25 protein-coding genes are annotated in these 25,485 nt (G+C 72.2%); 22 read left to right on the top strand and 3 right to left on the bottom strand.

Features of this window, described 5'->3' with window-relative positions:
- Positions 1–8 precede the first annotated feature (8 nt).
- From ACFVU9_RS20820 to ACFVU9_RS20750, 15 genes are all read left to right on the top strand, one after another.
- The gene (locus ACFVU9_RS20820; RefSeq protein ID WP_387595274.1) at positions 9–1,007 is read left to right on the top strand and encodes a phosphatidylinositol mannoside acyltransferase; all 999 of its coding nucleotides are present in this window, start codon (positions 9–11) and stop codon (positions 1,005–1,007) included.
- 51 nt (positions 1,008–1,058) lie between these two features.
- A complete protein-coding gene (locus tag ACFVU9_RS20815) occupies positions 1,059–2,243 on the top strand; it encodes a glycosyltransferase family 4 protein (protein ID WP_363648673.1) in 1,185 nt (394 codons plus the stop codon).
- 60 nt (positions 2,244–2,303) lie between these two features.
- Positions 2,304–2,666: a 5-carboxymethyl-2-hydroxymuconate Delta-isomerase gene (locus ACFVU9_RS20810; protein WP_380438018.1), complete on the top strand. Its 363-nt coding sequence runs from the start codon at positions 2,304–2,306 to the stop codon at positions 2,664–2,666.
- A 49-nt stretch (positions 2,667–2,715) separates the two neighbouring features.
- Positions 2,716–3,261, top strand: a complete 546-nt coding sequence (locus ACFVU9_RS20805) for a hypothetical protein (RefSeq protein ID WP_380438016.1) — start codon at positions 2,716–2,718, stop codon at positions 3,259–3,261.
- Between the two features lie 124 nt (positions 3,262–3,385).
- Complete coding sequence (pdxS, locus tag ACFVU9_RS20800) at positions 3,386–4,297, top strand: pyridoxal 5'-phosphate synthase lyase subunit PdxS (protein WP_360230125.1); 912 nt, start codon at positions 3,386–3,388, stop codon at positions 4,295–4,297.
- 96 nt (positions 4,298–4,393) lie between these two features.
- Positions 4,394–5,008, top strand: a complete 615-nt coding sequence (gene pdxT / locus ACFVU9_RS20795; protein WP_380438013.1) for a pyridoxal 5'-phosphate synthase glutaminase subunit PdxT — start codon at positions 4,394–4,396, stop codon at positions 5,006–5,008.
- Positions 5,009–5,107: 99 nt separating this feature from the next.
- A complete protein-coding gene (locus ACFVU9_RS20790; RefSeq protein WP_196952243.1) occupies positions 5,108–5,866 on the top strand; it encodes a YebC/PmpR family DNA-binding transcriptional regulator in 759 nt (252 codons plus the stop codon).
- Between the two features lie 140 nt (positions 5,867–6,006).
- Positions 6,007–6,546: a crossover junction endodeoxyribonuclease RuvC gene (ruvC, locus tag ACFVU9_RS20785; RefSeq protein WP_329925093.1), complete on the top strand. Its 540-nt coding sequence runs from the start codon at positions 6,007–6,009 to the stop codon at positions 6,544–6,546.
- On the top strand, positions 6,543–7,154 hold the full coding sequence (ruvA, locus tag ACFVU9_RS20780) for a Holliday junction branch migration protein RuvA (protein WP_380498723.1): 612 nt from the start codon (positions 6,543–6,545) through the stop codon (positions 7,152–7,154). The genes ruvC and ruvA overlap by 4 nt, the downstream gene beginning before the upstream one ends.
- A 47-nt stretch (positions 7,155–7,201) precedes the next feature.
- Entirely contained in the window at positions 7,202–8,281 is a 1,080-nt protein-coding gene (gene ruvB / locus ACFVU9_RS20775) for a Holliday junction branch migration DNA helicase RuvB (protein ID WP_380438009.1), read from the top strand.
- A gap of 246 nt (positions 8,282–8,527) precedes the next feature.
- Positions 8,528–8,935, top strand: a complete 408-nt coding sequence (gene yajC, locus ACFVU9_RS20770; protein WP_380500702.1) for a preprotein translocase subunit YajC — start codon at positions 8,528–8,530, stop codon at positions 8,933–8,935.
- 147 nt (positions 8,936–9,082) lie between these two features.
- Positions 9,083–10,960 (top strand): protein translocase subunit SecD, encoded by a 1,878-nt coding sequence (gene secD / locus ACFVU9_RS20765; protein ID WP_387595265.1) that lies wholly within the window; start codon positions 9,083–9,085, stop codon positions 10,958–10,960.
- Between the two features lie 4 nt (positions 10,961–10,964).
- The gene (gene secF / locus ACFVU9_RS20760) at positions 10,965–12,068 is read left to right on the top strand and encodes a protein translocase subunit SecF (protein WP_380438003.1); all 1,104 of its coding nucleotides are present in this window, start codon (positions 10,965–10,967) and stop codon (positions 12,066–12,068) included.
- A gap of 25 nt (positions 12,069–12,093) precedes the next feature.
- The gene (locus ACFVU9_RS20755) at positions 12,094–12,645 is read left to right on the top strand and encodes an adenine phosphoribosyltransferase (RefSeq protein ID WP_380438001.1); all 552 of its coding nucleotides are present in this window, start codon (positions 12,094–12,096) and stop codon (positions 12,643–12,645) included.
- Between the two features lie 105 nt (positions 12,646–12,750).
- Positions 12,751–15,258: a RelA/SpoT family protein gene (locus tag ACFVU9_RS20750; RefSeq protein WP_380437999.1), complete on the top strand. Its 2,508-nt coding sequence runs from the start codon at positions 12,751–12,753 to the stop codon at positions 15,256–15,258.
- 116 nt (positions 15,259–15,374) lie between these two features.
- Here the strand turns inward: ACFVU9_RS20750 and ACFVU9_RS20745 are convergent, their stop codons facing one another.
- Together ACFVU9_RS20745 and ACFVU9_RS20740 are read right to left on the bottom strand one after the other, a co-directional pair.
- Positions 15,375–16,604: a DUF349 domain-containing protein gene (locus ACFVU9_RS20745; RefSeq protein ID WP_387595261.1), complete on the bottom strand. Its 1,230-nt coding sequence runs from the start codon at positions 16,602–16,604 to the stop codon at positions 15,375–15,377.
- A 268-nt stretch (positions 16,605–16,872) separates the two neighbouring features.
- Positions 16,873–17,721, bottom strand: a complete 849-nt coding sequence (locus tag ACFVU9_RS20740) for a peptidylprolyl isomerase (protein ID WP_380437996.1) — start codon at positions 17,719–17,721, stop codon at positions 16,873–16,875.
- Positions 17,722–17,999: 278 nt separating this feature from the next.
- On the opposite strand from ACFVU9_RS20740, the gene ACFVU9_RS20735 reads away from it, so the two are divergent.
- The 4 genes from ACFVU9_RS20735 (at position 18,000) to ACFVU9_RS20720 (ending at position 22,376) form a co-directional block, all read left to right on the top strand.
- Complete coding sequence (locus tag ACFVU9_RS20735) at positions 18,000–18,707, top strand: MBL fold metallo-hydrolase (RefSeq protein ID WP_380437994.1); 708 nt, start codon at positions 18,000–18,002, stop codon at positions 18,705–18,707.
- An 11-nt stretch (positions 18,708–18,718) separates the two neighbouring features.
- Positions 18,719–19,981 (top strand): histidine--tRNA ligase, encoded by a 1,263-nt coding sequence (gene hisS, locus ACFVU9_RS20730; RefSeq protein WP_380437992.1) that lies wholly within the window; start codon positions 18,719–18,721, stop codon positions 19,979–19,981.
- Positions 19,978–21,768, top strand: coding sequence for an aspartate--tRNA ligase (gene aspS / locus ACFVU9_RS20725; protein ID WP_380500147.1), 1,791 nt, complete (start codon positions 19,978–19,980; stop codon positions 21,766–21,768). The genes hisS and aspS overlap by 4 nt, the downstream gene beginning before the upstream one ends.
- Before the next feature lie 95 nt (positions 21,769–21,863).
- The gene (locus tag ACFVU9_RS20720; RefSeq protein WP_380437988.1) at positions 21,864–22,376 is read left to right on the top strand and encodes a GNAT family N-acetyltransferase; all 513 of its coding nucleotides are present in this window, start codon (positions 21,864–21,866) and stop codon (positions 22,374–22,376) included.
- Here the strand turns inward: ACFVU9_RS20720 and ACFVU9_RS20715 are convergent.
- Positions 22,373–23,290, bottom strand: coding sequence for a LysR family transcriptional regulator (locus ACFVU9_RS20715; RefSeq protein WP_380437986.1), 918 nt, complete (start codon positions 23,288–23,290; stop codon positions 22,373–22,375). The two genes, ACFVU9_RS20720 and ACFVU9_RS20715, sit on opposite strands and share 4 nt — an antisense overlap.
- A gap of 206 nt (positions 23,291–23,496) precedes the next feature.
- On the opposite strand from ACFVU9_RS20715, the gene ppk2 reads away from it, so the two are divergent.
- The 3 genes from ppk2 to ACFVU9_RS20700 form a co-directional block, all read left to right on the top strand.
- Entirely contained in the window at positions 23,497–24,297 is an 801-nt protein-coding gene (ppk2, locus tag ACFVU9_RS20710; protein WP_380437983.1) for a polyphosphate kinase 2, read from the top strand.
- Positions 24,298–24,370: 73 nt separating this feature from the next.
- Entirely contained in the window at positions 24,371–24,982 is a 612-nt protein-coding gene (locus tag ACFVU9_RS20705) for an antibiotic biosynthesis monooxygenase (RefSeq protein WP_380437981.1), read from the top strand.
- Positions 24,983–25,013: 31 nt separating this feature from the next.
- Positions 25,014–25,485 (top strand): AAA family ATPase (locus ACFVU9_RS20700; RefSeq protein WP_387595254.1); only part of this gene is annotated, 472 nt, incomplete at its 3' end.

The following is a 25,485-nucleotide window of genomic DNA, read 5'->3' as shown; positions in this document are numbered from 1 at the left end:
GTCCTGCGGTGACGGACCGACTGGTGTACTGGGCGTACGCGCTGGGCTGGGCGGTGCTGAAGCACCTGCCCGAGCGGGTGGCGCGGGCGCTGTTCGACCGGCTGGCGGACTACGCGTGGCGCAAGCGCGGCAAGCGGGTGCTGCAGCTGGAGGCGAACCTGCGGCGGGTCCGTCCCGGGCTGGACGAGGTGGCGCTGCGTGCGCTGTCGCGGGCGGGGATGCGCTCGTACCTGCGGTACTGGATGGAGTCGTTCCGGCTGCCGGTGTGGAGCCGGGAGCGGATTGCCAGGGACGTGCAGGTGGAGGGTTTCGAGCACCTGCGCGGGGCGCTGGAGGTCGGCCGGGGCGCGGTGATAGCGCTGCCGCACATGGGCAACTGGGACCTCGCGGGCACCTGGGTCGCGCAGCAGGGCCATCCGTTCACGACGGTCGCCGAGCGGCTGAAGCCGGAGCGGCTGTTCGACCGGTTCGTGGAGTTCCGGGAGGGCCAGGGCATGGAGGTCCTGGCACTGACCGGCGGCGGGGTGAACGTGATCGGCACCCTGGCGCGGCGGCTGCGCGAGGGGCGGCTGGTGTGCCTGGTGGGGGACCGGGACCTGTCGGAGGCGGGCATCGAGGTGTCGTTCTTCGGCGAGGCGACGCGGATGCCGGCCGGTCCCGCGGCGCTGTGCCAGCGGACGGGGGCGGCGCTGCTGCCGGTGACGCTCTGGTACGACGGGCCGCTGCTGCGGGCGCTGATCCACCCGGAGGTGCCGGTGCCGGCGGAGGGGGACCGCAAGGAGCGGACGCTGGCGATGACGCAGGCGATGGCGGACGTGTGGGAGCGGGGGATCGCCGAGCACCCCGAGGACTGGCACATGCTGCAGCGCTTCTGGCTGGCCGACCTTCCCGTCCGTGAGACGGTTGGGGGGACAGCGGGGGAGCAGGTGGGGGAGCGGGTCCTGCCGGTGCGCGGGGACGCGCCGGAGCCGGCCGGCGAGCCCGCGGCGGAGGCGACCGGGTCCTGAGACGCCGGGCCCGCTGCCGTACCGGAGCACGCGAAGGAGCATGAGGAACCCGTGAAGATCGGCATCGTCTGCCCGTACGACTGGGACGTCCCCGGCGGGGTGCAGTTCCACATCCGGGACCTGGCCGAGCACCTGATCGGCCTCGGACACGAGGTGTCGGTGCTGGCGCCCGCGGAGGACGACGAGGCGCTGCCGCCGTACGTGGTCTCGGCCGGGCGGGCGGTGGCGGTGCCGTACAACGGCTCGGTGGCGCGGCTGAGCTTCGGGATCCTGTCGGCGGCGCGGGTGCGGCGGTGGCTGCACGACGGGCGGTTCGACATCCTGCACGTGCACGAGCCGGCCTCGCCGAGCCTGTCGATGCTGGCCGCGTGGTCGGCGTCCGGGCCGATGGTGGGGACGTTCCACACGTCGAACCCGCGCTCGCGGGCGATGATCGCGGCCTCGCCGATCCTCCAGCCCGGCCTGGAGAAGATGCGGGCCCGGATCGCGGTGTCGGAGTACGCCCGGCGCACGCTGGTCGAGCACCTGGGCGGGGACGCGGTGGTGATCCCCAACGGCGTGGACGTCGGCTTCTTCGCGGAGGCCGAGCCGGACGAGCGCTGGACGGGCGGCGCGGCGGCCGGCGAGCCGGGCACGATCGGCTTCATCGGGCGGATCAACGAGCCGCGCAAGGGCCTGCCGACGCTGCTGGCGGCGCTGCCGAGGATCCTGGCCGAGCGGCCGGGCGTGCGGCTGCTGGTGGCGGGCAAGGGCGACGAGGAGGAGGCCGTGGCGGGCCTCGCGCCCGAGGTGCGGGCGCAGGTCGAGTTCCTGGGCATGGTGAGCGACCGCGAGAAGGCGCGGCTGCTGCGCAGCGTGGACCTGTACGTGGCGCCGAACACCGGCGGCGAGAGCTTCGGGATCATCCTCGTCGAGGCGATGTCGGCGGGCGCGCCGGTGCTGGCGAGCGACCTGGACGCGTTCAAGCAGGTGCTGGACGGCGGTGACGCGGGCGAGCTGTTCCCGGTGGAGGACGCGGACGCGCTGGCGAAGTCGGCGCTGCGGCTGCTGGGGGACCCGGCGCGGCTGGAGGAGCTGCGGAAGGCGGCGTCGCGGCACGTGCGGCGCTTCGACTGGTCGACGGTCGGCGCGGATATCCTCGCGGTGTACGAGACGGTGACGGCGGGCGCGGCTGCGGTCGTCGAGGAGGACGTGCGCAGCGGGCGGCGGGGCCGGTTCGGGCTGGCCAGGGACTGATCCGGGTGTGAGCGGGGTTAGGGTCGGGCGTCCGTACTGCCGTGACCCATGGGGGCAACGATGCCGCAGATCTCCGTCGACTACTCGGCCGGCCTGGCCGGTGCCTTCGACCGCCGGGCGCTGGGCCTGGCGATCAACCGGCTCGCGGTGAGCACGATCGACGCGAAGCCGGAGGCGTGCAAGACGCTCTTCCGGGCCAACGACGAGTTCGTGGTGGGGGAGAGCGAGGGCGCCGACGCCCAGGTGTACGTCCAGTTCCAGATCTTCCCGGGCCGCACGCCGGAGGCGAAGGCGGCGCTCAGCGAGGGCGTCCTGGCGCTGCTGGCCGCGCACGTCACGCCGCCGGCCGGCACCCGGCTGTTCACCGCGGTGAACGTCGAGGACATCGACCGGGGGAGTTACCGGAACGCTACCGCCGCCTGACCGGGCGGCCTGCGTTCCACGTTTCTCCGGCCCGGTAACGTAGCGGCCCGTGACTACGTGGATCTGGGCCGGCGTGGCCGTGGTGCTGTTCGGCATGTACCTGAGTTGGACGGCCGGCCGGCTGGACCGGTTGCACGCCCGGATCGACGCGGCCCGGGCGGCGCTGGACGCGCAGCTGGTCCGCCGGGCGTCGGTGGCGATGGAGCTGGCGACCTCGTCGCTGCTGGACCCGGCGGCGTCGCTGCTGCTGCTGGACGCGGCGCACGCGGCCCGGCAGGCCGACGACGAGCAGCGCGAGGTGGCGGAGAGCCAGCTGAGCCTGGCGCTGCGGGCGGTGCTGGCCGAGCCGGAGCAGGTGGCGGCGCTGGTGGCGGAGCCGGGCGGCGACGAGGCCGTGAGGGACCTCACGGCGGCGGTGCGGCGGGTGCCGATGGCGCGCCGGTTCCACAACGACGCGGTGCGGGCGGCCCGGGCTGTGCGCCAGCACCGGCTGGTGCGGTACTTCCGGCTGGCGGGCAAGGCGCCCTTCCCGATGGCCTTCGAGATGGACGACGCGCCGCCTCCGGCGCTCACCCCGGAGGGCGCTCCGGCCTGACGCCCGGATAGGGCCTGTTTGTCGCATCCGGTGGGGCGGGCTGGACTTGGTGGCGCATGGATGCGTCAATTCATGCGCCTACCATAGGGCGATAGCACTGGTTCATCTTCGAGTGAGGTCTCACGTGTCCACCACCCCCACCACCGCAGACCAGCCGCAGATCGGCACCGCCCGGGTGAAGCGCGGCATGGCCGAGCAGCTCAAGGGCGGTGTGATCATGGACGTGGTCAACGCCGAGCAGGCCAAGATCGCCGAGGACGCCGGCGCTGTCGCCGTCATGGCGCTGGAGCGGGTCCCGGCCGACATCCGCAAGGACGGCGGCGTCGCCCGCATGTCGGACCCCAACATGATCGAGGAGATCATCGAGGCGGTCTCGATCCCGGTCATGGCCAAGTCCCGCATCGGCCACTTCGTCGAGGCCCAGGTCCTGCAGTCGCTCGGTGTCGACTACATCGACGAGTCCGAGGTCCTGACCCCGGCCGACGAGGTCAACCACTCGGACAAGTGGGCCTTCACCACCCCCTTCGTCTGCGGCGCCACCAACCTGGGCGAGGCCCTGCGCCGCATCGCCGAGGGCGCGGCCATGATCCGCTCGAAGGGCGAGGCCGGCACCGGCAACGTCGTCGAGGCGGTCCGCCACCTGCGCCAGATCAAGAACGAGATCGGCCAGCTGCGCGCCCTGGACCACAACGAGCTGTACGCCGCCGCCAAGGAGCTGCGCGCCCCGTACGAGCTGGTCAAGGAGGTCGCCGAGCTCGGGAAGCTGCCGGTCGTGCTGTTCTCCGCCGGTGGCGTGGCCACCCCGGCCGACGCCGCGCTGATGCGCCAGCTGGGCGCCGAGGGCGTCTTCGTCGGCTCCGGCATCTTCAAGTCGGGCGACCCGGCCAAGCGCGCCGCCGCCATCGTGAAGGCCACCACCTTCTTCGACGACCCGAAGATCATCGCGGACGCCTCGCGCAACCTCGGCGAGGCCATGGTCGGCATCAACTGCGACACCCTGCCGGAGACCGAGCGCTACGCCAACCGCGGCTGGTAATCGCTTCCCCCGCACCGAGCCGGCCCGCCGCAGCGCCTCGGCGCGCGGCGGGCCGCGCCACGCACTCCCCCAGAAGATCGAACGAGGTTGAAGACCGTGAGCACTCCCGTCATCGGCGTCCTCGCCCTGCAGGGCGACGTCCGTGAGCACCTGGTGGCGCTGGCCGAGGCCGACGCGCTCGCCCGTCCGGTGCGCCGCGCCGAGGAGCTGGCCGAGGTCGACGCGCTGGTCATCCCCGGCGGTGAGTCCACCACCATGTCCAAGCTGGCCCTGCTGTTCGACGTGATGCAGCCGCTGCGCGAGCGGGTCGCCGCCGGGATGCCGGTGTACGGCACCTGCGCGGGCATGATCATGCTGGCGGACAAGATCCTCGACGGCCGTGAGGACCAGGAGACCGTCGGCGGCATCGACATGACCGTGCGGCGCAACGCCTTCGGCCGCCAGAACGAGTCCTTCGAGTCCGGGATCGCCTTCGACGGCCTGGGCGACGCGCCGGTGCACGGCGTGTTCATCCGCGCGCCCTGGGTCGAGGCCGTCGGCGCCGGCGTGCAGGTGCTGGCCGAGCTCCCCGCCGCGGACGGCCCGGAGAGCCGCATCGTCGCGGTGCGCCAGGGGAACCTGCTGGCCACGTCGTTCCACCCGGAGCTCACCGGCGACCACCGGGTGCACGCCTACTTCGTACGGATGGTCGAGGAGCACCTCGCCGCGTAGCCCGCGGGGCCGTGTGCTGACCGTGTGCTCCTCACCGGTGACGACACCGGTAAGATCTCATCTGTTTCATTTCCATTTGGCGACGTAAAGGAGCTGGCGATGTCCGGCCACTCTAAGTGGGCTACCACCAAGCACAAGAAGGCCGTGATCGACGCCAAGCGCGGCAAGCTCTTCGCCAAGATGATCAAGAACATCGAGGTGGCGGCGCGTACCGGCGGTCCCGACCCGCAGGGCAACCCGACCCTCTACGACGCCATCCAGAAGGCGAAGAAGAGCTCGGTCCCGATCGACAACATCAACCGCGCCGTCAAGCGCGGTGGCGGTCTGGAGGCCGGCGGCGCCGACTACCAGACCATCATGTACGAGGGCTACGGCCCGAACGGCGTCGCGGTCCTGATCGAGTGCCTCACCGACAACCGCAACCGCGCCGCCTCCGACGTGCGCGTCGCCATGACCCGCAACGGCGGCTCGATGGCCGACCCGGGCTCGGTGTCCTACCTGTTCACCCGCAAGGGCGTCGTGATCGTGCCCAAGGCCGACGGCGTGGACGAGGACAAGCTCTTCGAGGTCGTCCTCGACCAGGAGCCCGAGGAGATCAACGACCTCGGCGACTCGTTCGAGATCGTCTCCGAGGCCTCCAAGATGGTCGCCGTGCGCACCGCGCTGGTGGACGCCGGCGTCGACTACGACTCGGCCGAGGCCAACTTCCTCCCGAGCATGCAGGTCGAGCTGGACGTCGACGGCGCCCGCAAGATCCTCAAGCTGATCGACGCGCTGGAGGACAGCGACGACGTGCAGAACGTCTTCGCCAACTTCGACATCTCCGACGAGGTCGGTGCGCAGCTCGACGCCGAGTGAGTCACCCGGTGACCGGTCCGGCGTGACCGTTCTCACTTCCCGGCCCGGTGGTCCCTGGACCACCGGGCCGGTGTCGTCGGTCGGGTTGTCCGACCGGGACGGTAGCCTTCGCAGGTCGAGGACGAGAGGCGGGGCGTGACGTGCGGGTACTGGGCGTGGACCCGGGGCTGACCAGGTGCGGTGTCGGCGTGGTCGAGGGCACGCCGGGGCGGCCGCTGCGGATGGTCGGGGTCGGCGTGGTGCGCACGCCCGCGGACGCCGAGATCGGGCCGCGGCTGCTGCTGGTCGAGCAGGGCATCGAGGCGTGGCTCGACGAGCACCGGCCCGACCTGGTCGCCGTCGAGCGGGTCTTCGCCCAGCACAACGTGCGGACGGTGATGGGCACCGCCCAGGCCAGCGCGGTCGCGATGCTGTGCGCCACCCGGCGCGGCATCCCGGTCACCCTGCACACCCCGAGCGAGGTCAAGGCCGCCGTCACCGGCTCGGGCCGGGCCGACAAGGCGCAGGTCACCGCCATGGTGCAGCGCCTGCTGCGGCTGGACGCCCCGCCGAAGCCGGCCGACGCCGCCGACGCGCTGGCGCTGGCCATCTGCCACATCTGGCGCGGCCGGACGACGAACCGGCTGGAGGCCGCGATCCAGGCGGCCCGCGCCACCCCCCAGAGAGGAAGCATCCGGTGATCGCCTTCGTACAAGGACCCGTGGCAGCCATCTCCACCGGGCTCGCGGTCGTCGAGGTCGGCGGGGTCGGCATGGCGGTGCAGTGCACGCCGAACACGCTGGCCGGGCTGCGGCTGGGCGAGCCGGTCCGGCTCGCGACCTCGCTGGTCGTCCGGGAGGACTCGCTGACGCTGTTCGGCTTCGCCGACGACGACGAGCGGGCCGTGTTCGAGATCCTGCAGGCCGCGCCGGGCGTCGGGCCCAAGCTGGCGCAGGCGATCCTCGGCGTGCACAGTCCGGACGCGCTCCGGCTGGCGGTGGCGAGCGGGGACGAGAAGGCGCTGGTGGCGGTGCCCGGTATCGGCAAGGCCAAGGCGGCCAAGCTGCTGCTGGAGTACAAGGACAAGCTGGGCGCTCCGCACGGCAGCGTCCCGGCGCAGAAGCCGCTCGCCGCCGGGCCCGCGCCGTGGAGCGAGCAGCTGCACTCCGCGCTGGTCGGCCTCGGGTACGCGCCGCGGGAGGCGGACGAGGCGGTCGCCGCCGTCGCCCCGGAGGCGGAGGCGCAGGCCGTCACCGACGTCGGTGCCCTGCTGAAGGCCGCGCTGCGCACCCTGAACCGGGCCCGCTGAAACCCACCTGACGATCTGTCCGTTTGTCGACATTGGAGCCCCCGCTGATGACCCCGTACGACTCCGACCCGGCGGCCGACCGGCTGGTCACGGCCGCCGCCGACGGCGAGGACCAGGCGGTCGAGGCGGCGCTGCGGCCCAAGCTGCTGGAGGAGTTCATCGGCCAGGAGCGGGTGCGCGAGCAGCTGTCGCTGGTGCTCCAGGCCGCCCGCAAGCGCGGCGCCGCGCCGGACCACGTCCTGCTGAGCGGCCCGCCCGGGCTCGGCAAGACGACCCTGTCGATGATCATCGCGGCCGAGCTGGGCGCGCCGATCCGGATCACCTCCGGGCCGGCCATCCAGCACGCGGGCGACCTCGCGGCGATCCTCTCCTCGCTCACCGAGGGGGAGGTGCTCTTCCTCGACGAGATCCACCGGATGTCCCGCCCGGCCGAGGAGATGCTCTACATGGCGATGGAGGACTTCCGGGTCGACGTGATCGTCGGCAAGGGCCCGGGGGCCACCGCCATCCCGCTGGAGCTGCCGCCCTTCACCCTGGTCGGCGCCACCACCCGGGCCGGCCTGCTGCCGCCGCCGCTGCGGGACCGCTTCGGCTTCACCGGGCACATGGAGTTCTACGCGCCCGCCGAGCTCAAGCGGGTGGTGCACCGCTCGGCCGCGCTGCTGGACGTGGAGATCGACCCGGCCGGCGCGGCCGAGATCGCCGGGCGCTCGCGCGGCACCCCGCGCATCGCCAACCGGCTGCTGCGCCGGGTGCGCGACTACGCCCAGGTCCGGCACGACGGCGTGGTCAACGCCGGGATCGCGGCCCAGGCGCTGGACGTCTACGAGGTCGACGCCCGCGGCCTGGACCGGCTGGACCGCGCGGTGCTGGACGCGCTGCTGCGGCTGTTCGGCGGCGGACCGGTCGGTTTGTCGACACTGGCGGTCGCGGTCGGTGAGGAGGCCGAGACGGTCGAGGAGGTCGCCGAGCCGTTCCTGGTGCGCGAGGGCCTGCTCGCCCGCACCCCGCGCGGCCGGATCGCCACCGCCGCCGCCTGGCAGCACCTCGGGATGACCCCGCCGGTCCAGACCACTCGGGGTGCCGTCCCGGCCCAGACCGAACTCTTCCCGCCGGACGAGGGCTGAACGGGTGATGAGCGGTCCCCGGTTCCCGCAGGGCCCCGGTACCGGGCCGGGCGGAGATGCCGGGGGAGAAGTCCGGGGAAACTGTGCAGGCGGAGGGTCGCCACTTTCGGCGACAGGATGCGATGCTTGGCGTTGTCCGATCAGTTCGGGGTCGCCTAGACTCCGCCGGACCGCCCCTCTCACCTGACGGGCCGACCAATACCACACAGGCCGCCGACCGGCGACCCGTAAAGGACCCTGGCTGCAGTGAACTTCATCATCCTTCTCCTCCCGATCATCGCGATCGTGCTCATGTTCCGGTCGCAGAAGAAGCGCCAGCAGCAGATGCAGAGCATGCAGACCTCGCTGGAGCCCGGAGCGGGAGTGCGCACCATCGGCGGTCTGTACGCCCAGGTGAAGGCGGTCCACGACGAGACCGTCGAGCTGGAGATCGCGCCCGGCGTGTTCGCCCACTTCACCAAGAGCGCGGTCGCGGCCGTCCTGGACGCCCAGGAGTACGACGCGATCATCAACGGCCGCCCCGCCGAGGACGAGCTGTCCGAGCCGGAGGACGCGGACGCCGACGCCGCGCCGGTCGAGGATAAGCCGCTGACGCTCACCAAGGACAGCGCCGAGAAGGGCGATGTCGAGGGCGGGGCTCCCGCGAGCAAGTAGTACGGACGGGCAACCCGCCCGGCCGCGCGGCGCAGTGCCGCGAGCCCACAGGACCTCAGGGCCGCAGATCCGCCATGCCCCCGTTCCGCCACGAGCCGGACGGGGGTCCGGTCGGCGAAGTGGCATGGACAGGGAGAAACGAGCAAGGTGGCAACACCCAAGTCGCGCCCGCGCGACGGCTACCCAGGGCGGGCGCTGGCCCTCATCCTGGTCGTCACCGTCGGACTGGTCGCCCTCATGTTCGGGACGGGCAACACCAAGCCCCGCCTCGGGATCGACCTCGCCGGCGGTACCAGCATCACGCTGACCGCGAGGTCGACCGACCCCAAGGCGATCAACAAGTCCAACATGGACATCGCCACCGGGATCATCGAGCGCCGGGTCAACGGGATGGGTGTCTCCGAGGCGGAGGTCCAGACCCAGGGCTCGGACACGATCATCGTGAACATCCCCAAGGGTGGGGACAAGGAGAACGCGGCCGACAAGGTCGGCACCACCGCGAAGCTCTTCTTCCGCCCGGTCCTGGCCGTGGCGCCCAGCGGTCTCCAGATCCCGGCGCCCACCGCCACCCCGTCCGCCGGCGCCTCCGGCACCCCGGCCGCGGCCCCCTCGGCCACCGGTTCGGCCGCTCCCAGCGCCGCTGCCTCCGGCACGCCGTCCGCGGCCGCCGCCGGCACCCCCGGCGCGAGCGCGAGCGCCACCAAGCAGGGCCGCTCGGTCGGTGAGGCCCTCGCGGCCGACGCGAGCCCCTCCACCGCCGCCACCGGCGTGACCGCCGCCGCCAGTGGTGCCGCGAGCGCCCCGGCCTCCGGCGCGCCCTCCGCGGCCGCCTCCGGCGCCCCGAGCGCCCCCGCCACGGCCCCCAACCCGGCCGACCTCGCCGCCGGGCTGACCACGGGCACCGTGCCGCCGGAGCTCCAGGCCGCGTTCGCCACCCTCGACTGCACCAAGCCCGACCAGCGCCAGCAGCTGGGCGTGGCGCAGCCCGAGGACAAGGCCGTCGTCGCCTGCTCCCAGAAGCCCGAGAAGGGCGGCGCCTACTCCAAGCTCGTCCTCGGCCCGGTGGCCGTGAAGGGCTCGGACGTCTCCAAGGCCCAGCCCAGCCTGGACACCCAGCAGGGCAACGGCTGGCAGGTGCAGCTCCAGTTCAACGGCAAGGGCACCGACGACTTCGCCGCCATCACCGGCAAGCTGGCCGCGCTGCCGGACCCGAGCAACCAGTTCGCCATCGTGCTGGACAACGAGGTCGTCTCCCACCCGTTCGTGCGCGGTGCCATCCCCGGCGGCACCGCCGTCATCTCCGGCACCTTCAGCCAGGCCGAGGCGCAGGACCTGTCCAACGTCCTCAGCTACGGCGCCCTGCCGCTGGAGTTCAACCAGGGTGACGTCACCACCGTCTCCCCGCAGCTCGGCTCCGACCAGCTCAAGGCCGGTCTGATCGCCGGCGCGATCGGCATGCTGCTGGTGGTCGCCTACTCGGTGGTCTACTACCGCGGCCTCGGCCTGGTCTCGATCGCCGGTCTGATCGTCTCGGCGATCCTGACCTACTCGATCATGAGCCTGCTCGGCGGCGGGATCGGCTTCGCGCTGAACCTGCCGGCGGTCTGCGGTGCGATCGTCGCGATCGGCATCACCGCCGACTCGTTCATCGTGTACTTCGAGCGCATCCGCGACGAGGTCCGCGAGGGCGCCCCGCTGCGCCCGGCGGTCCAGCGGGCCTGGCCGCGCGCCCGGCGCACCATCCTGGTGTCGGACTTCGTGTCGTTCCTCTGTGCCGCGGTGCTCTACATCGTCTCCGTCGGCAAGGTGCAGGGCTTCGCCTTCACCCTGGGTCTGACCACCGCGCTCGACGTCGTCGTGATCTTCCTCTTCACCAAGCCGATGATCACCCTGCTGGCCCGCCGGAAGTTCTTCTCCGACGGCCACCCGTGGTCCGGCCTGGACCCGAAGCGGCTGGGCGCCCGCCCGCCGCTGCGCAGCAGCCGTCGCCGTAGCCCCTCCTCTGCCGCCGTGAAGGAGGCCTGACACCGTGTCACGCTTCTCCAATCTGGGACACCGGCTCTACCAGGGCGAGATCAGCTTCGATTTCGTCGGCCGCCGCAAGGTCTGGTACTCGATCTCCGGCGTGATCGTGCTGGTCGCGGCGATCGGCCTGGCCATGGGCCTGCACCTGGGCATCGAGTTCAAGGGCGGCTCGGTCTACACCGTGACCAAGCCGGGCCTGAGCGTCTCGCAGGCGCAGACCACGGCCGACGAGGTCGTGTCCTCGCACCCGCTGGTGCAGTCCACGGACAACAACAAGATCCGCATCCAGGTCAGCACCGACGAGGCGAAGAGCTCGGACGAGATCCGCTCGCAGCTCGCCCAGAAGTTCTCCGTGCCGCTGGACACCGTCGAGGCCCAGGTGATCGGCCCCAGCTGGGGCAAGCAGATCTCCCAGAAGGCGCTCACCGGTCTGATCGTCTTCATGATCCTGGTGACGATCTACCTGGCGATCGCGTTCGAGTGGCGGATGGCGGTGGCCGCCCTGGTCGCCCTCATCCACGACCTCCTGATCACCATCGGCGTGTACGCCCTGGTGGGCTTCGAGGTCACCCCCGGTACGGTGATCGGCTTCCTGACGATCCTCGGGTACTCGCTCTACGACACGGTCGTCGTCTTCGACACCGTGAAGGAGAACACCAAGGGGCTCACCAAGCAGAACAAGCTCACCTACAGCGAGGCGGCCAACGCGGGCCTCAACCAGACCCTGGTGCGTTCGCTCAACACCACCGTGGTCGCCCTGCTGCCGGTCGCCGCGCTGCTGTTCATCGGTGGCGGCATCCTGGGTGCCGGCACGCTGAACGACATCTCGCTCGCGCTGTTCATCGGCCTCGCGGCCGGTGCGTACTCCTCGATCTGCGTCGCCACCCCGCTGCTGGCGCAGCTCAAGGAGGAGCAGCCGCAGATGAAGGCGCTGCGCAAGCGGGTCCTGCAGCACCGCGCCAGCCAGGCGGCCAAGGCCGAGGCGGCCGGGGGCGTCGAGGACGCGCAGGGCGAGGAGCCCGCGGACGAGCCGGCCGGTATGGTCGGTCAGCGCGGCCGGTCGGCCGGCACCTCGCGTGCCAAGGGCCGTCCGTCCACCAAGCGCTGAGCCCCGACCCGAAGGACAGGACACCGTGACCACCGCCGACACCGCACTGGCCGAGCTGCTGAACAGCCGGATCCGGGACGTCCCGGACTACCCGAAGCCGGGTGTGCTGTTCAAGGACATCGCGCCGCTGCTCGCCGACGCCGAGGCCTTCGGCGCCCTCACCCGCGCGCTCGCGGAGCGGGCGCAGGAGCTCGGGGCGACGAAGGTGGTCGGGCTGGAGGCGCGCGGCTTCGTGCTGGCGGCTCCGGCGGCCTTCGCGGCCGGGCTGGGCTTCGTGCCGATCCGCAAGGCCGGCAAGCTGCCCGGCGAGGTGTTCCGGCGCTCGTACGAGCTGGAGTACGGCTCGGCGACGCTGGAGGTGCAGTGCGACGCCTTCGCGCCCGGTGAGCGGGTGCTGGTGGTGGACGACGTGCTGGCCACCGGTGGGACCATCGGCGCCTCGCTGGACCTGGTGAAGGAGGCGGGCGCCGAGCTGGCGGGCGTCGTCGTGCTGATGGAGCTGGGTTTCCTGGACGGCCGCGAGCGGCTGGCCGGTCACCTCGGCGGGGCTCCGCTGGAGACCCTGGTCACGGTCTGAGGGGCCTGCGGGACCTGAGTGACAGGCGGCGGTCGGATCATCCGACCGCCGCCTTCGCGTGTCCCCACCCGGGCGGCTGAACACCCGAGCGCCCGGCTCGGTACCATGAAGATTCATCCCCTCCCGGTTGTGCGCTGGTGGCGCGGCCCGCGAGGGGCCGGCCCGGTGCCCCGAGGAGTGTCCTTGCCCGACGAGGTTGTGCCCACGGCCGCAGCGGCCGCCCCCGAAGACCGTCCCACGCCCTCGGGGGCCACCCCGGCACGCCCGGCGCCGACCTCCTCGCGTTCGTTCCCGCCCACCGGACGGGGCTCCACCACCGGCGGCATGCGCGCCCGCCTGGCCCGCCTCGGCGGCCAGCGCTCCAGCGTGCTCAACCCCGTCCTGGAGCCGCTGTTCCGCTCGATCCGGGCGAACGACCCGAAGGCCGACCCGGTGCTGCTGCGCGACATCGAGCGCGCCTACGCGGTGGCCGAGAAGTGGCACCGCGGCCAGAAGCGCAAGAGCGGCGACCCGTACATCACCCACCCGCTGGCCGTCGCGACCATCCTGGCCGAGCTCGGCATGGACGCCCCGACCCTGATGGCCGGGCTGCTGCACGACACCGTCGAGGACACCGACTACGGCCTGGAGACCCTGCGCAAGGACTTCGGCGACTCGGTGGCCCTGCTGGTCGACGGCGTCACCAAGCTCGACCGGGTCAAGTTCGGCGAGGCCGCGCAGGCCGAGACCGTCCGCAAGATGGTCGTCGCGATGGCCAAGGACCCGCGTGTCCTGGTGATCAAGCTGGCCGACCGCCTGCACAACATGCGCACGATGCGCTACCTCAAGCGGGAGAAGCAGGAGAAGAAGGCCCGCGAGACGCTGGAGATCTACGCCCCGCTGGCGCACCGGCTGGGCATGAACACCATCAAGTGGGAGCTGGAGGACCTCGCCTTCGCGATCCTCTACCCCAAGATGTACGACGAGATCGTCCGGCTGGTCGCCGAGCGCGCCCCCAAGCGGGACGAGTACCTGGCGACCGTCATCGACCAGGTCCAGGGCGACCTGCGCGGCGCCCGGATCACCGCCTCCGTCACCGGACGGCCGAAGCACTACTACTCGGTCTACCAGAAGATGATCGTCCGGGGCCGGGACTTCGCCGAGATCTACGACCTGGTGGGCATCCGGGTCCTGGTCGACACCGTCCGCGACTGCTACGCGGCGCTGGGCACCATCCACGCGCGGTGGAACCCGGTGCCGGGGCGGTTCAAGGACTACATCGCGATGCCCAAGTTCAACATGTACCAGTCGCTGCACACGACGGTGATCGGGCCCGGCGGCAAGCCCGTCGAGCTCCAGATCCGCACCTTCGACATGCACCGGCGGGCCGAGTACGGCATCGCCGCGCACTGGAAGTACAAGCAGCGCGCGGTGGCCGGCGCCTCCAAGGTCCGCACCGACACGCCGACCCAGGTCCGCAAGGACGACAAGGCCGGCGCCGTCAACGAGATGGCCTGGCTGCGGCAGCTGCTGGACTGGCAGAAGGAGACCGCCGACCCGGGCGAGTTCCTGGAGTCGCTGCGCTTCGACCTGGCCAGCAACGAGGTCTTCGTCTTCACCCCCAAGGGCGACGTGATAGCCCTGCCGGCCGGTGCGACCCCGGTCGACTTCGCCTTCGCGGTGCACACCGAGGTCGGTTACCGGACCATCGGCGCCCGGGTGAACGGCCGGCTGGTGCCGCTGGAGTCGACCCTGGAGAACGGCGACGCCGTCGAGGTGTTCACCTCCAAGGCGGAGAATGCCGGCCCCTCGCGGGACTGGCTGGGCTTCGTCAAGTCGCCGCGCGCCCGCAACAAGATCCGCGCCTGGTTCTCCAAGGAGCGCCGCGAGGAGGCGATCGAGCACGGCAAGGAGGCGATCGTCCGGGCGATGCGCAAGCAGGGCCTGCCGATCCAGCGGATCCTGACCGGCGACTCGCTGGTCACGCTGGCCCACGAGATGCGCTACCCCGACATCTCCTCGCTCTACGCCGCGATCGGCGAGGGGCACGTCGCCGCGCAGAACATCGTCCAGAAGCTGGTCCAGGCGCTCGGCGGCGAGGAGGGTGCCACCGAGGACCTGGCCGAGACCGCGACCCCGACGCACGACCGGCGGGCCGTGCGCCGCCGGGCCAAGGGCGACCCGGGCGTGATCGTCAAGGGCGTCGAGGACGTCTGGGTCAAGCTGTCCCGCTGCTGCACCCCGGTGCCGGGCGACCCGATCGTCGGCTTCGTGACCCGCGGCAACGGCGTCTCGGTGCACCGCGCCGACTGCGTCAACGTCGAGGCGCTGAGCCAGCAGCCCGAGCGGATGATCGACGTCGAGTGGGCCGCCACCCAGTCCTCGGTCTTCCTGGTCGCGATCCAGGTCGAGGCGCTGGACCGCTCGCGCCTGCTCTCGGACGTCACCCGGGTGCTCTCGGACCAGCACGTCAACATCCTGTCGGCGGCGGTGCAGACCTCGCGCGACAGGGTCGCGATGAGCCGCTTCACCTTCGAGATGGGCGACCCGAAGCACCTCGGCCACGTGCTCAAGGCCGTCCGCGGCGTCGAGGGCGTCTACGACGTCTACCGCGTCACCTCGGCCCGCAAGTGACGTAGACGACGCCCGCGCCGCAGGCAGCGCGGGCGTCGCGGGGCATGAGGAAGGCCCCCGGGGCTCTTGGAATCCAAGAGCCCCGGGGGCCTTCGCCGTTCAGCGCGCCGAGGGGATCAGGCGCTGAACTCGTCCTGGCTCTTGTGGGCCTGCTCCAGCAGCTCCTGGACGCCGGCCAGCTCCTTCTCCAGCTTGGTGACCTTGGAGGCGTTGCCGGCGGCGCGGGCCTTGTCCAGGTCGGCCTGGATCTTGTCGGCCTTGGCCTGGAAGAGGCCGACCATGCCGGCCGCGCGGGCCTTGGCCTCCGGGTTGGAGCGCTTCCACTCGCTGTCCTCGGCCTCGCGGATCGCCCGCTCGACCGCGTTCAGCCGGCCGTCCAGCTTCGGACGGGCGTCGCGCGGCACGTGCCCGATCGCCTCCCAGCGCTCGTTGACCTCGCGCAGCGCGGCCTTGGCGGCCTTGAGGTCGGTGATCGGCAGGATCGCCTCGGCCTCGACCGCCAGCGCCTCCTTGAGCTTCTGGTTCTCCACCTGCTCGGCGTCCCGCTCGCTGAACACCGCGGAACGGGCCTGGAAGAAGACGTCCTGCGCGCCGCGGAACCGCGCCCACAGCTCGTCCTCGACGTCCCGCTGGGCGCGCCCGGCGGCCTTCCAGCGCGCCATCAGGTCGCGGTAGCGGGCCGCGGTGTCGCCCCACTCGGTGGACGAGGACAGCGCCTCGGCCTCGGTGACCAGCGACTCCTTGGTCTGCCGGGCCTGCTCGCGCTCGTTGTCCAGCGCCGCGAAGTGCGACTTGCGGTGCTTGGAGAAGACCGAGCGGGCGTGCGAGAAGCGGTGCCACAGCTCGTCGTCGCTCTTGCGGTCCAGGCGGGGCAGGCCCTTCCAGGTGTCCACCAGGGCGCGCAGCCGGTCGCCGGCCTCCCGCCACTGGGTGGACTCGGCGAGCTGCTCGGCCTCCGCGACCAGCGCCTCCTTGGCGGTGCGGGTCTCGTCCTGGGCCTTGGCCCGGGCGGCCTTGCGCTCCTCGCGCCGGGTCTCGATCTCACCGGCCAGCGTGTCCAGCCGCTTGGCCAGGGCCTCCAGGTCGCCCACCGCGTGCCCCTCGGTCACCTGCGCGCGCAGGTGCTCCAGCGCGGTCTGGGCGTCCTTGGCGGCCAGGTCGGTGGTGCGCACCCGCTTCTCCAGCAGGCCGATCTCCACCTCGATGCCCTGGTACTTGCGCTCGAAGTAGGCCAGGGCCTCCTCGGGCGAGCCGGCCTGCCAGGAACCCACGACGCGTTCGCCGTCGGCCGTCCTGACGTAGACCGTGCCCTGCTCGTCGACACGGCCCCACGGGTCGCTGCTCATAGCGCGTCCTCCACATGACGTCGCGCCCGCGCCGGGGCGGCGCGCGTCCGTCGTCCACAGTTGATGTGCGGCGGACCGAAGAAGTCCGCCGTCCCCGTCCGCCGTGTCCTGCTCGCCGAGGGTGACGGCTAAGGCGGGTCCGGGCACCCTACACAACGCCAACATAGGCGACCAGGCCCGGTGCTGTCCGCATCCGGGCCGGGCGATTTCGGGCCGGGGCCGCGCCGGAGCGCGCTCGGGAGCGCGCCGGGGCGGGCCCCGGGGTTCGTCAACCCTTGGCCGTGGTCACCGAGTTGAGGGTGACGTCGGCCATCGGGTGGCCGTCCGGGCGGCCCTCCAGGGTGCCCGCGGCGGCGATCTTCTGCAGCACGTCCAGGCCCCCGGTGATCTTGCCGAAGGGGGTGTACTTCGGGTCGAGCTGGGTGTCCTTGTAGACCAGGAAGAACTGGCTCCCGTTGGTCCCCGGGCCGGAGTTGGCCATCGCCACGGTGCCGGCCGGGTAGGTCGCGCCGGCCAGGTTCTCGTCGGCGAACTTGTAGCCGGGGCCGCCCATGCCACCCGGCACGGTCGCGCTGGCGGTCGGGTCGCCGCACTGGAGCACGAAGATGCCGCCCGTGGTGAGGCGGTGGCACTTGGTGTGGTCGAAGTACTGCTCGCCGGACAGGAAGGCGAAGGAGTTCGCCGCGTGCGGGGCCTTGGCCGCGTCCAGCGCGATCGTCACCTTGCCGCAGTTGGTGTCCAGCGTCGCCGTGTAGGTGCCCGAGGCGTCGAGCGTCATGGCCGGCTCGGCCTGCCACTGCTTGCCGTTCGGCTTGCCCGGCGCCGGGTCCGTGCAGCCCTCGACCGGCTTGCGGGTCGGCGCGGGCGGCGCGCTGGCGTCGGTCGCCGCGGGCTGCGTCGGCGCGGCCTGGGCGGTGCTCGACTTGTCCTTGTCGTCCGAGCCGAAGGCGCCCGTGGCGAAGAGGGTGCCGCCGCCGGCCAGGACCACCACGGCGAGCGAGGCGCCGAGGATCGTGTTGCGGCGCTTGCGGGCACTCGCCGCCGCGACGCGGCGCTCCATCTGGCGCTCGTACTTCTCGCGGGCGAGCTGCCGCCGCCGCTGTTCGCTGCTGACCACCGGCCGTGTCTCCTGAACGATGTGCGCTGGGCCTCCCGCCCGATCGCGGGCGAGGAGGGATGGTGAAGGATTCCGGAGCGGATCATCGCATCCATCGGCGGCCAAGTGTAGGGACCCGGCCCGTAAGAAGGCGGTGAACCTGTCAGGCGAACCGCGCCCGGCACCCCAATCTGGTTCGCAACCGGACCCGCACCGCCGGTAGGCTGCCCCTAAATCACTCTTGGCAGCATCCGTACTGGCAGCCGTCACAGCCTGTCGCCGCACACCGAAGGACGCGCGTGTTCATCGCCGGATTCCCCGCTGGAGCCTGGGGCACCAACTGCTACCTGGTCGCGCCGGGGCCCGGTGAGGAGTGCGTCATCGTCGATCCCGGCCACCAGGCCGCCGCCGGCGTCGAGGAACTGGTCCGCGAGCACCGGCTGAAGCCCGTCGCCGTGCTGCTCACCCACGGCCACATCGACCACGTCGCCTCGGTGGTCCCGGTCTGCGGCGCCCGCGGCGTCCCGGCCTGGATCCACCCCGAGGACCGGTACATGATGGCCGACCCGGAGAAGGCGCTCGGCCGCTCCCTGGGCACCCAGCTGATGGGCGAGCTCACCGTCGGCGAGCCCGACGACGTCCGCGAGCTCACCGACGGCAGCGTGCTGGAGCTGGCCGGCCTGCGGCTCACCGTGGACCACGCCCCGGGCCATACCGGGGGGTCGGTGACCTTCCGGACGCCCGGAGCCGAGGACCTCCCCCCGGTGCTCTTCTCGGGCGACCTGCTGTTCGCCGGCTCCATCGGGCGCACCGACCTCCCGGGCGGGGACAGCGAGGCGATCATGCGGTCGCTGGCCCGGGTGTGCCTGCCCCTCGACGATTCCACCGTGGTCCTCTCCGGCCACGGCGGTCAGACCACCATCGGCCGCGAGCGCGCCACCAACCCCTACCTCCGACAGGCAGCGGGGGCGGCCGGCGCCCCGGCTTTCCCGCGACGAGGAATGTGACGGAAGAGAAGTTGAGCACCTTCACCGCCCCCAAGGGCACCTACGACCTGCTGCCCCCCAGCTCCGCGACCTTCCTGGCGATCCGCGAGCGCATCGCCGCGCCCGCCCGCCGGGCCGGTTACGGCTACATCGAGACCCCGGTCTTCGAGGACGTGAAGCTGTTCTCCCGCGGCGTCGGCGAGTCCACCGACATCGTGACCAAGGAGATGTTCTCCCTCACCAAGCGCGGCAAGGAGGACCTCGCGCTGCGCCCCGAGGGCACCGCCTCGGTGCTGCGCGCCGCGCTCCAGGCCAACCTGCACAAGCTGGGCAACCTGCCGGTCAAGCTCTGGTACTCCGGCTCGTACTACCGCTACGAGCGCCCGCAGGCCGGCCGCTACCGCCAGTTCTCCCAGGTCGGCGCCGAGGCGATCGGCGCCGAGGACCCGGCGCTGGACGCCGAGCTGATCATCCTCGCCGACGACGCGTTCCGCTCGCTGGGCCTGTCGAACTACACGCTGCTGCTCAACAGCCTCGGCGACAAGCAGTGCCGCCCGGTCTACCGCGCCGCCCTGATCGACTTCCTCTCCGGCCTCGACCTGGACGAGGAGACCCGCCGCCGCGCCGAGATCAACCCGCTGCGCGTCCTCGACGACAAGCGCGAGTCCGTCCAGGAGCAGCTCGTCGGCGCGCCGATGCTGCGCGACTTCCTGTGCGAGGACTGCAAGGCGTACGACGAGAAGGTCCGCGAGCTGCTCACCGCCAACGGCGTCGCGTTCACCGACGACCCCAAGCTCGTGCGCGGCCTGGACTACTACACCCGCACCACCTTCGAGTTCGTGCACAACGGCCTCGGCGCCCAGTCCGCGATCGGCGGCGGCGGCCGCTACGACGGCCTGTCCGAGATGATCGGCGGCCCGGCGCTGCCGTCCGTCGGCTGGGCCCTCGGCGTGGACCGCACCTACCTCGCGCTGGAGGCCGAGGGCGTCGTCCTCGACCTGCCGGCCGCCACCTCCGTCTACGCCGTCGCGCTCGGCGAGGAGGCCAAGAACCTGCTGTTCGCCAAGGTGGTCGAGCTGCGCCGGGCCGGCGTCGCCACCGACCTCGCCTTCGGCGTCAAGAGCATCAAGAACGCCATGAAGTCCGCCGACCGGTCCGGCGCCCGCTTCGCCCTGATCGCCGGGGACCGGGACCTCGCCGAGGGCGTCGTCCAGCTCAAGGACATGAGCACCGGCGAGCAGTCCCCCGTCGCCCTCGACGCACTCGTCACCACCCTGAAGGAGAAGCAGCTGTGATCCGCACGCACGACGCGGGCACGCTCCGCCCGGAGCACGCAGGCACCACCGTCACCCTGGCCGGCTGGGTCGCCCGCCGCCGCGACCACGGCGGCGTGGCCTTCATCGACCTGCGCGACGCCTCCGGCACCGTGCAGATCGTGGTCCGCGACCTGGACTCGGTGCACGGCCTTCGCGCCGAGTACTGCGTCAAGGTCGTCGGCGACGTCCGGGTGCGCCCCGAGGGCAACGAGAACCCCGACATCCCGACCGGCGCCGTCGAGGTCGTCGTCAGCGACATCGAGGTCCTCTCCGAGGCCGCGCCGCTGCCGTTCCCGGTCGCCGAGTACGAGCCGGGCACGGTCAACGAGGAGGTCCGGCTGCGCTACCGCTACCTGGACCTGCGCCGCGAGGGCCCGGCCAAGGGCCTGCGGCTGCGCTCGAAGGTCAACAACATCATCCGCCGGGTGATGGAGGAGAACGACTTCCTCGACATCGAGACGCCGTACCTCACCCGCTCCACCCCCGAGGGCGCCCGCGACTTCCTCGTCCCGGTCCGCCTGCAGCCCGGTCACTGGTACGCCCTGCCGCAGTCGCCCCAGCTGTTCAAGCAGCTGCTGATGGTGGCCGGCATGGAGCGCTACTACCAGATCGCCCGCTGCTTCCGCGACGAGGACTTCCGCGCCGACCGGCAGCCGGAGTTCACCCAGCTGGACATCGAGGCCTCGTTCGTCGACCAGGAGGACATCCTGGCCCTCGGCGAGAAGATCGTCGGCTCGATCTGGCGCGAGGTGCACGGCTACGAGGTCCCGAACCCGCTGCCGCGGATGACCTACGCGGACGCCATGTCCCGCTACGGCTCCGACAAGCCGGACGTCCGCTTCGGCCAGGAACTCACCGACCTCACCGCGTACTTCAAGGGCACCGAGTTCCGCGTCTTCCAGGCCCCGTACGTCGGCGCCGTGGTCATGCCGGGCGGCGCCTCGCAGCCCCGCAAGGCCCTCGACGCCTGGCAGGACTGGGCCAAGGCGCGCGGCGCCCGTGGCCTGGCCTACGTCGTCATCGACGCCGAGACCGGCGAGCTGCGCGGCCCGGTCGCCAAGAACCTCTCCGAGGAGCACCTGGCCGGCCTGGCCGCCGCCGCCGGCGCCAAGAACGGCGACGCGATCTTCTTCGCGGCCGGCAAGGAGCGCGCCTCGCAGGAGCTGCTCGGCGCCGCCCGTCTGGAGATCGGCCGCCGCTGCGAGCTGATCGACGAGTCGCAGTGGGCCTTCCTCTGGGTCGTCGACTTCCCGATGTTCGAGCCGATCGAAGACGACAAGGGCGAGTTCCAGGGCTGGCACGCGGTGCACCACCCGTTCACCGCCCCGACCGCGGAGTCGCTGGCCACCTTCGACACCGACCCGGGCTCGGCGCTGTCCAACGCCTACGACCTCGTGCTCAACGGCTCGGAGCTGGGCGGCGGTTCGATCCGTATCCACCAGCGGGACGTCCAGAAGCGCGCGTTCGACGCGATCGGCCTGTCCGAGGAGGAGGCGGCCTCGCAGTTCGGCTTCCTGCTGGACGCCTTCAACTACGGCCCGCCGCCGCACGGTGGCGTCGCCTTCGGCCTGGACCGGATCGTCACCCTCCTCGGCGGGTACGACACCATCCGGGACGTCATCGCCTTCCCGAAGACGTCCACCGGCGGCGACCCGCTGACCGGCGCCCCGACCCCGATCACCCCGGCGCAGCGCCGCGAGGCCGGCGTGGACGCCCAGCCCAAGGTCCGCGAGGACGCCAAGTCCGAGGCGCAGCCCAAGGGCTGACGCACCATCGGCTAACCTGCAACGGCCCCGGACGGTCCACCCACCGTCCGGGGCCGGTCCACAAGGACGTGTGACACAGGGAGGGTTGACCACCCATGAAGGTCAGTACCAGAGTCGAATGTCCGGACGACGCGCCGGCCACCCGGCGGGTCCACATGGCGGCGTTCCCGGGCCCGGACGAGGCGGACCTCGTGGACGCGCTGCGGCGCGACCCGGCCTGGCTGCCCGGGCTCTCGGTGGTGGCGGTCGACGACGGCGGGCTGGTGATCGGGCACGCCCTGCTGACCCGGCTGCGGGTCGGCGCGGACGGCGAGGGCCTCGCGCTCGCGCCGGTCGCGGTCGCGCCGGAGTGGCAGCGCAAGGGCGTCGGCGAACTCGTCGTGCGCGCGGCGCTGTCGGCGGCCGAGGAGGCGGGGGAGAAGCTCGTGGTCGTCCTCGGCGACCCGGCCTACTACCGCCGGTTCGGTTTCGCGCCGGCCCGGCTGCACGAGGTGACCGGCCCGTTCGAGGTGCCGGAGGCGTACTTCCAGACGCTCGCGCTGCCCGGGTACGACGGCGCGCCGCGCGGGCTGTGCCGCTACCCCGAGCCGTTCGAGGCCGCGGCTTAGGGCGTGCCCTGGTCCCGGCCCGCGGAGCCGAACGTGGCCCGGCAGCTGTGCACGAACGCGGCCATCGCCGGGGTGAGTTGGCGGTCCCTGGGCCAGTAGAGCCCGACCTGGCTCGGACTCAGGTCCGCCACCGGCCGGTACGCGACGTCCTCGCGCGGTGCCAGCCGGCTCATGGTCTCCGGTGCGATCCCGATGCCCTGGCCGCACACCACCGCGGCCAGCCACTCGTCGGTGTTGTGCGCCACCGCGCCGATCCGCACCGGACGCCCGCGCCGTTCCTCGCCGGCGAGCCAGTACTCGCGCCAGTGCCCGGCCTCGTGCGGGATCGCGACGAACGGCTCGTCCAGGAGGTCCGCCAGCCGTACCTCCGCCAGCGATGCCAGCCGGTGCCCGGCGGGCATCGCCACCACCCGCGGCTCCTCGCCCAGCACGGCGACGTTGTACTGCGAGGCCAGGTAGGGCGGCGCGTGCCAGAGGGTGAGGTCGATCTCGCCGGTGGCCAGGCCCGAGGTCGGGTCGAACCAGTTGTTCTGCCGCAGCTCCACCTGCCAGCCGGGCATCCGCCGGGAGAAGTCGGCGACCGTGCTGCGGGTCATCAGGTTGATGATGCCGCCCTCGAACCCCACCCGCAGCGTCGCCACCTGCTCGGCGGCCGCCGCCCTGGTGGCGCGCAGCGCCTCGTCCCAGCCGGCCAGCATCGCGCCGGCGTGCTGGGCGAGCGCGCGGCCGGCCGGGGTGGGGGTCATGCCCCGGCGCGAGCGCTCGAAGAGTTCGACCCCGAGCAGCGTCTCCAGCTGGCGGATCTGCTTGGTCAGCGTCGGCTGGGAGACGAACAGCCGGGCCGCGGCGGCCGTGAGCTGTCCCTCCTCGCAGACCGCGGCGAAGCTGCGCAGCAGGCGGGTGTCGATATCCATGCCCCAAGGTTATGGAACCGGAAATTGGACCGGTCCGGCAGGTCTGGGCGAAGGTTGATCGTTCGGTCTCGCGACCGGTGATCGGGGGAGTGCGGCAGCGGCGGTTCAGGGGGCCGCCGCTGCCGCCCACGTCCGCCCACGACCTGCGGATCCGGCCTTCGGCGCCTACCGTGAGGGATCATCAGCGGTTGGACGGAGGATCCCGGGTGGCCAAGGTGCAGCGACTGGCGAAGCGGCCGTACGAGCGGGAACTGCTGCGGCTCCAGCAGGAGCTGGTGAAGCTCCAGGAGTGGGTGCGGGTCGAGGGCGCCCGGCTGGTCGTCGTCTTCGAGGGCCGCGACGCGGCGGGCAAGGGCGGCGCGATCAAGCGGGTGACGGAGTATCTGAACCCCCGCATCGCCCGGGTCGCGGCGCTGCCGACCCCGACCGAGCGGCAGAAGAGCCAGTGGTACTTCCAGCGGTACGTCGAGCAGCTGCCGGCGGCCGGGGAGATCGTGCTGTTCGACCGCAGCTGGTACAACCGGGCCGGGGTCGAGCGGGTGATGGGCTTCTGCACCGACGAGGAGTACTGGCAGTTCCTGCACCAGTGCCCGACCTTCGAGCGGATGCTGATCGAGGCCGGCATCCTGCTGCGCAAGTACTGGTTCTCGGTGAGCGACACCGAGCAGGAGCGGCGCTTCCGGGACCGCCTGGAGGACCCGATGAAGCGCTGGAAGCTCTCCCCGATGGACGTCGAGTCGATCACCCACTGGGAGGACTACTCGCGGGCCAAGGACGAGATGTTCGTCTACACCGACACCCCGGACTCGCCGTGGCACGTGGTGGAGAGCGACGACAAGCGCCGGGCCAGGGTCAACATGATCGCCCACCTGCTGTCCACCGTGTCGTACCACGAGGTGGCCGCGCCGAGGATCGCCCTGCCGCCGCGCCCGGCCCCGCGCGGCTACCAGCGGCCCCCGCGCGACCTCCAGAAGTACGTTCCGGACCACGCTGCCAGACTGGAGTAGACGGGGCTTCTCCGGGCGCCGCACTCCTGCGATCGGGCCCCCGTGGCGCCCTGCGACGTCGGGAGGCGTGCTCATGTTCGTCCGTACCGTTTATGCCACCGGACACCCCGATCGGATCGACCGGACCCTCGACGGGCTCCGCACCGAGGCCGTCGGGCTGCTCGCCCCGCAGCCGGGCTACCTCGGCTACGGGCTGTACGCCGACCGGGCGCTGGGCAAGATCACCATGAGCTCGTGGTGGGACACCGCGCAGGCCGAGCGGGACAGCGACCGGGAGCTCGGCGAGCGCCGGGCCGAGCTGCTCGCGCCGCTGGCCGGCACCGTGGCCACCGACGTGTGGGAGGCCGTCGCGGCGGCCCCGCCCGGTGACGCCGGGCCGGGCGCCGGGTTCCGGCTGGTGCGGGCCGAGGTCGACCCGGCCAAGGTGGACCGGCTGGCGGAGGTCTTCCGGGAGCGGGCGCTGCCCCTGCTGGAGAAGACCGACGGCTTCGTCACCGGCGCGATGCTCGTCGACCGGGCGCGCGGCCGGGCCGTGGTGGGCACGATCTTCGCCGACCGGGCGAGCCTGGAGGCCTCCCGCGGGCCGCAGGCCGACGCCCGGGCGCAGGCCTCGGCCGCCGTCGGCGCCACCATCGTGTCGGTGGAGGAGTTCGAGGTCGTCCTGCTGGACCGCCGGAAGCGGTAGGCCTGTCCGCACCCTCGCATAGGCTTCCGGTGTGGACGAACCGGACCTCTTCACCGCCGCCGCCGAGGAACGCCAGGCCAAGGAGCCCGGCCGGGCCCCGCTGGCCGTGCGGATGCGCCCGCGCACCCTGGACGAGGTCGCCGGGCAGCGCCGGCTGCTCAAGGCCGGCTCGCCGCTGCGCCGGCTGGTGTCCGGCTCGCGCGGGCCGGCCGCGACCAGCTCGGTGATCCTCTGGGGCCCGCCCGGCACCGGCAAGACCACGCTCGCGCACGTCATCAGCCAGGCCGTCGAGGGGCGCTTCGTCGAGCTGTCCGCGATCACCGCCGGCGTCAAGGAGGTGCGCGCGGTCATCGACGGCGCCCGGCGGGCCGTCGGCATGTCCGGCCGCGAGACGGTGCTCTTCCTGGACGAGATCCACCGCTTCTCCAAGGCCCAGCAGGACTCGCTGCTGCCGGCCGTCGAGAACCGCTGGGTGACGTTGATCGCCGCCACGTCCGAGAACC

This window comes from Kitasatospora sp. NPDC057936 (assembly GCF_042887525.1).
Taxonomy (GTDB): domain Bacteria; phylum Actinomycetota; class Actinomycetes; order Streptomycetales; family Streptomycetaceae; genus Kitasatospora.
The sequence above is the reverse complement of the archived record's forward strand: the minus strand, read 5'-3'. Positions and strand labels throughout refer to the sequence as shown.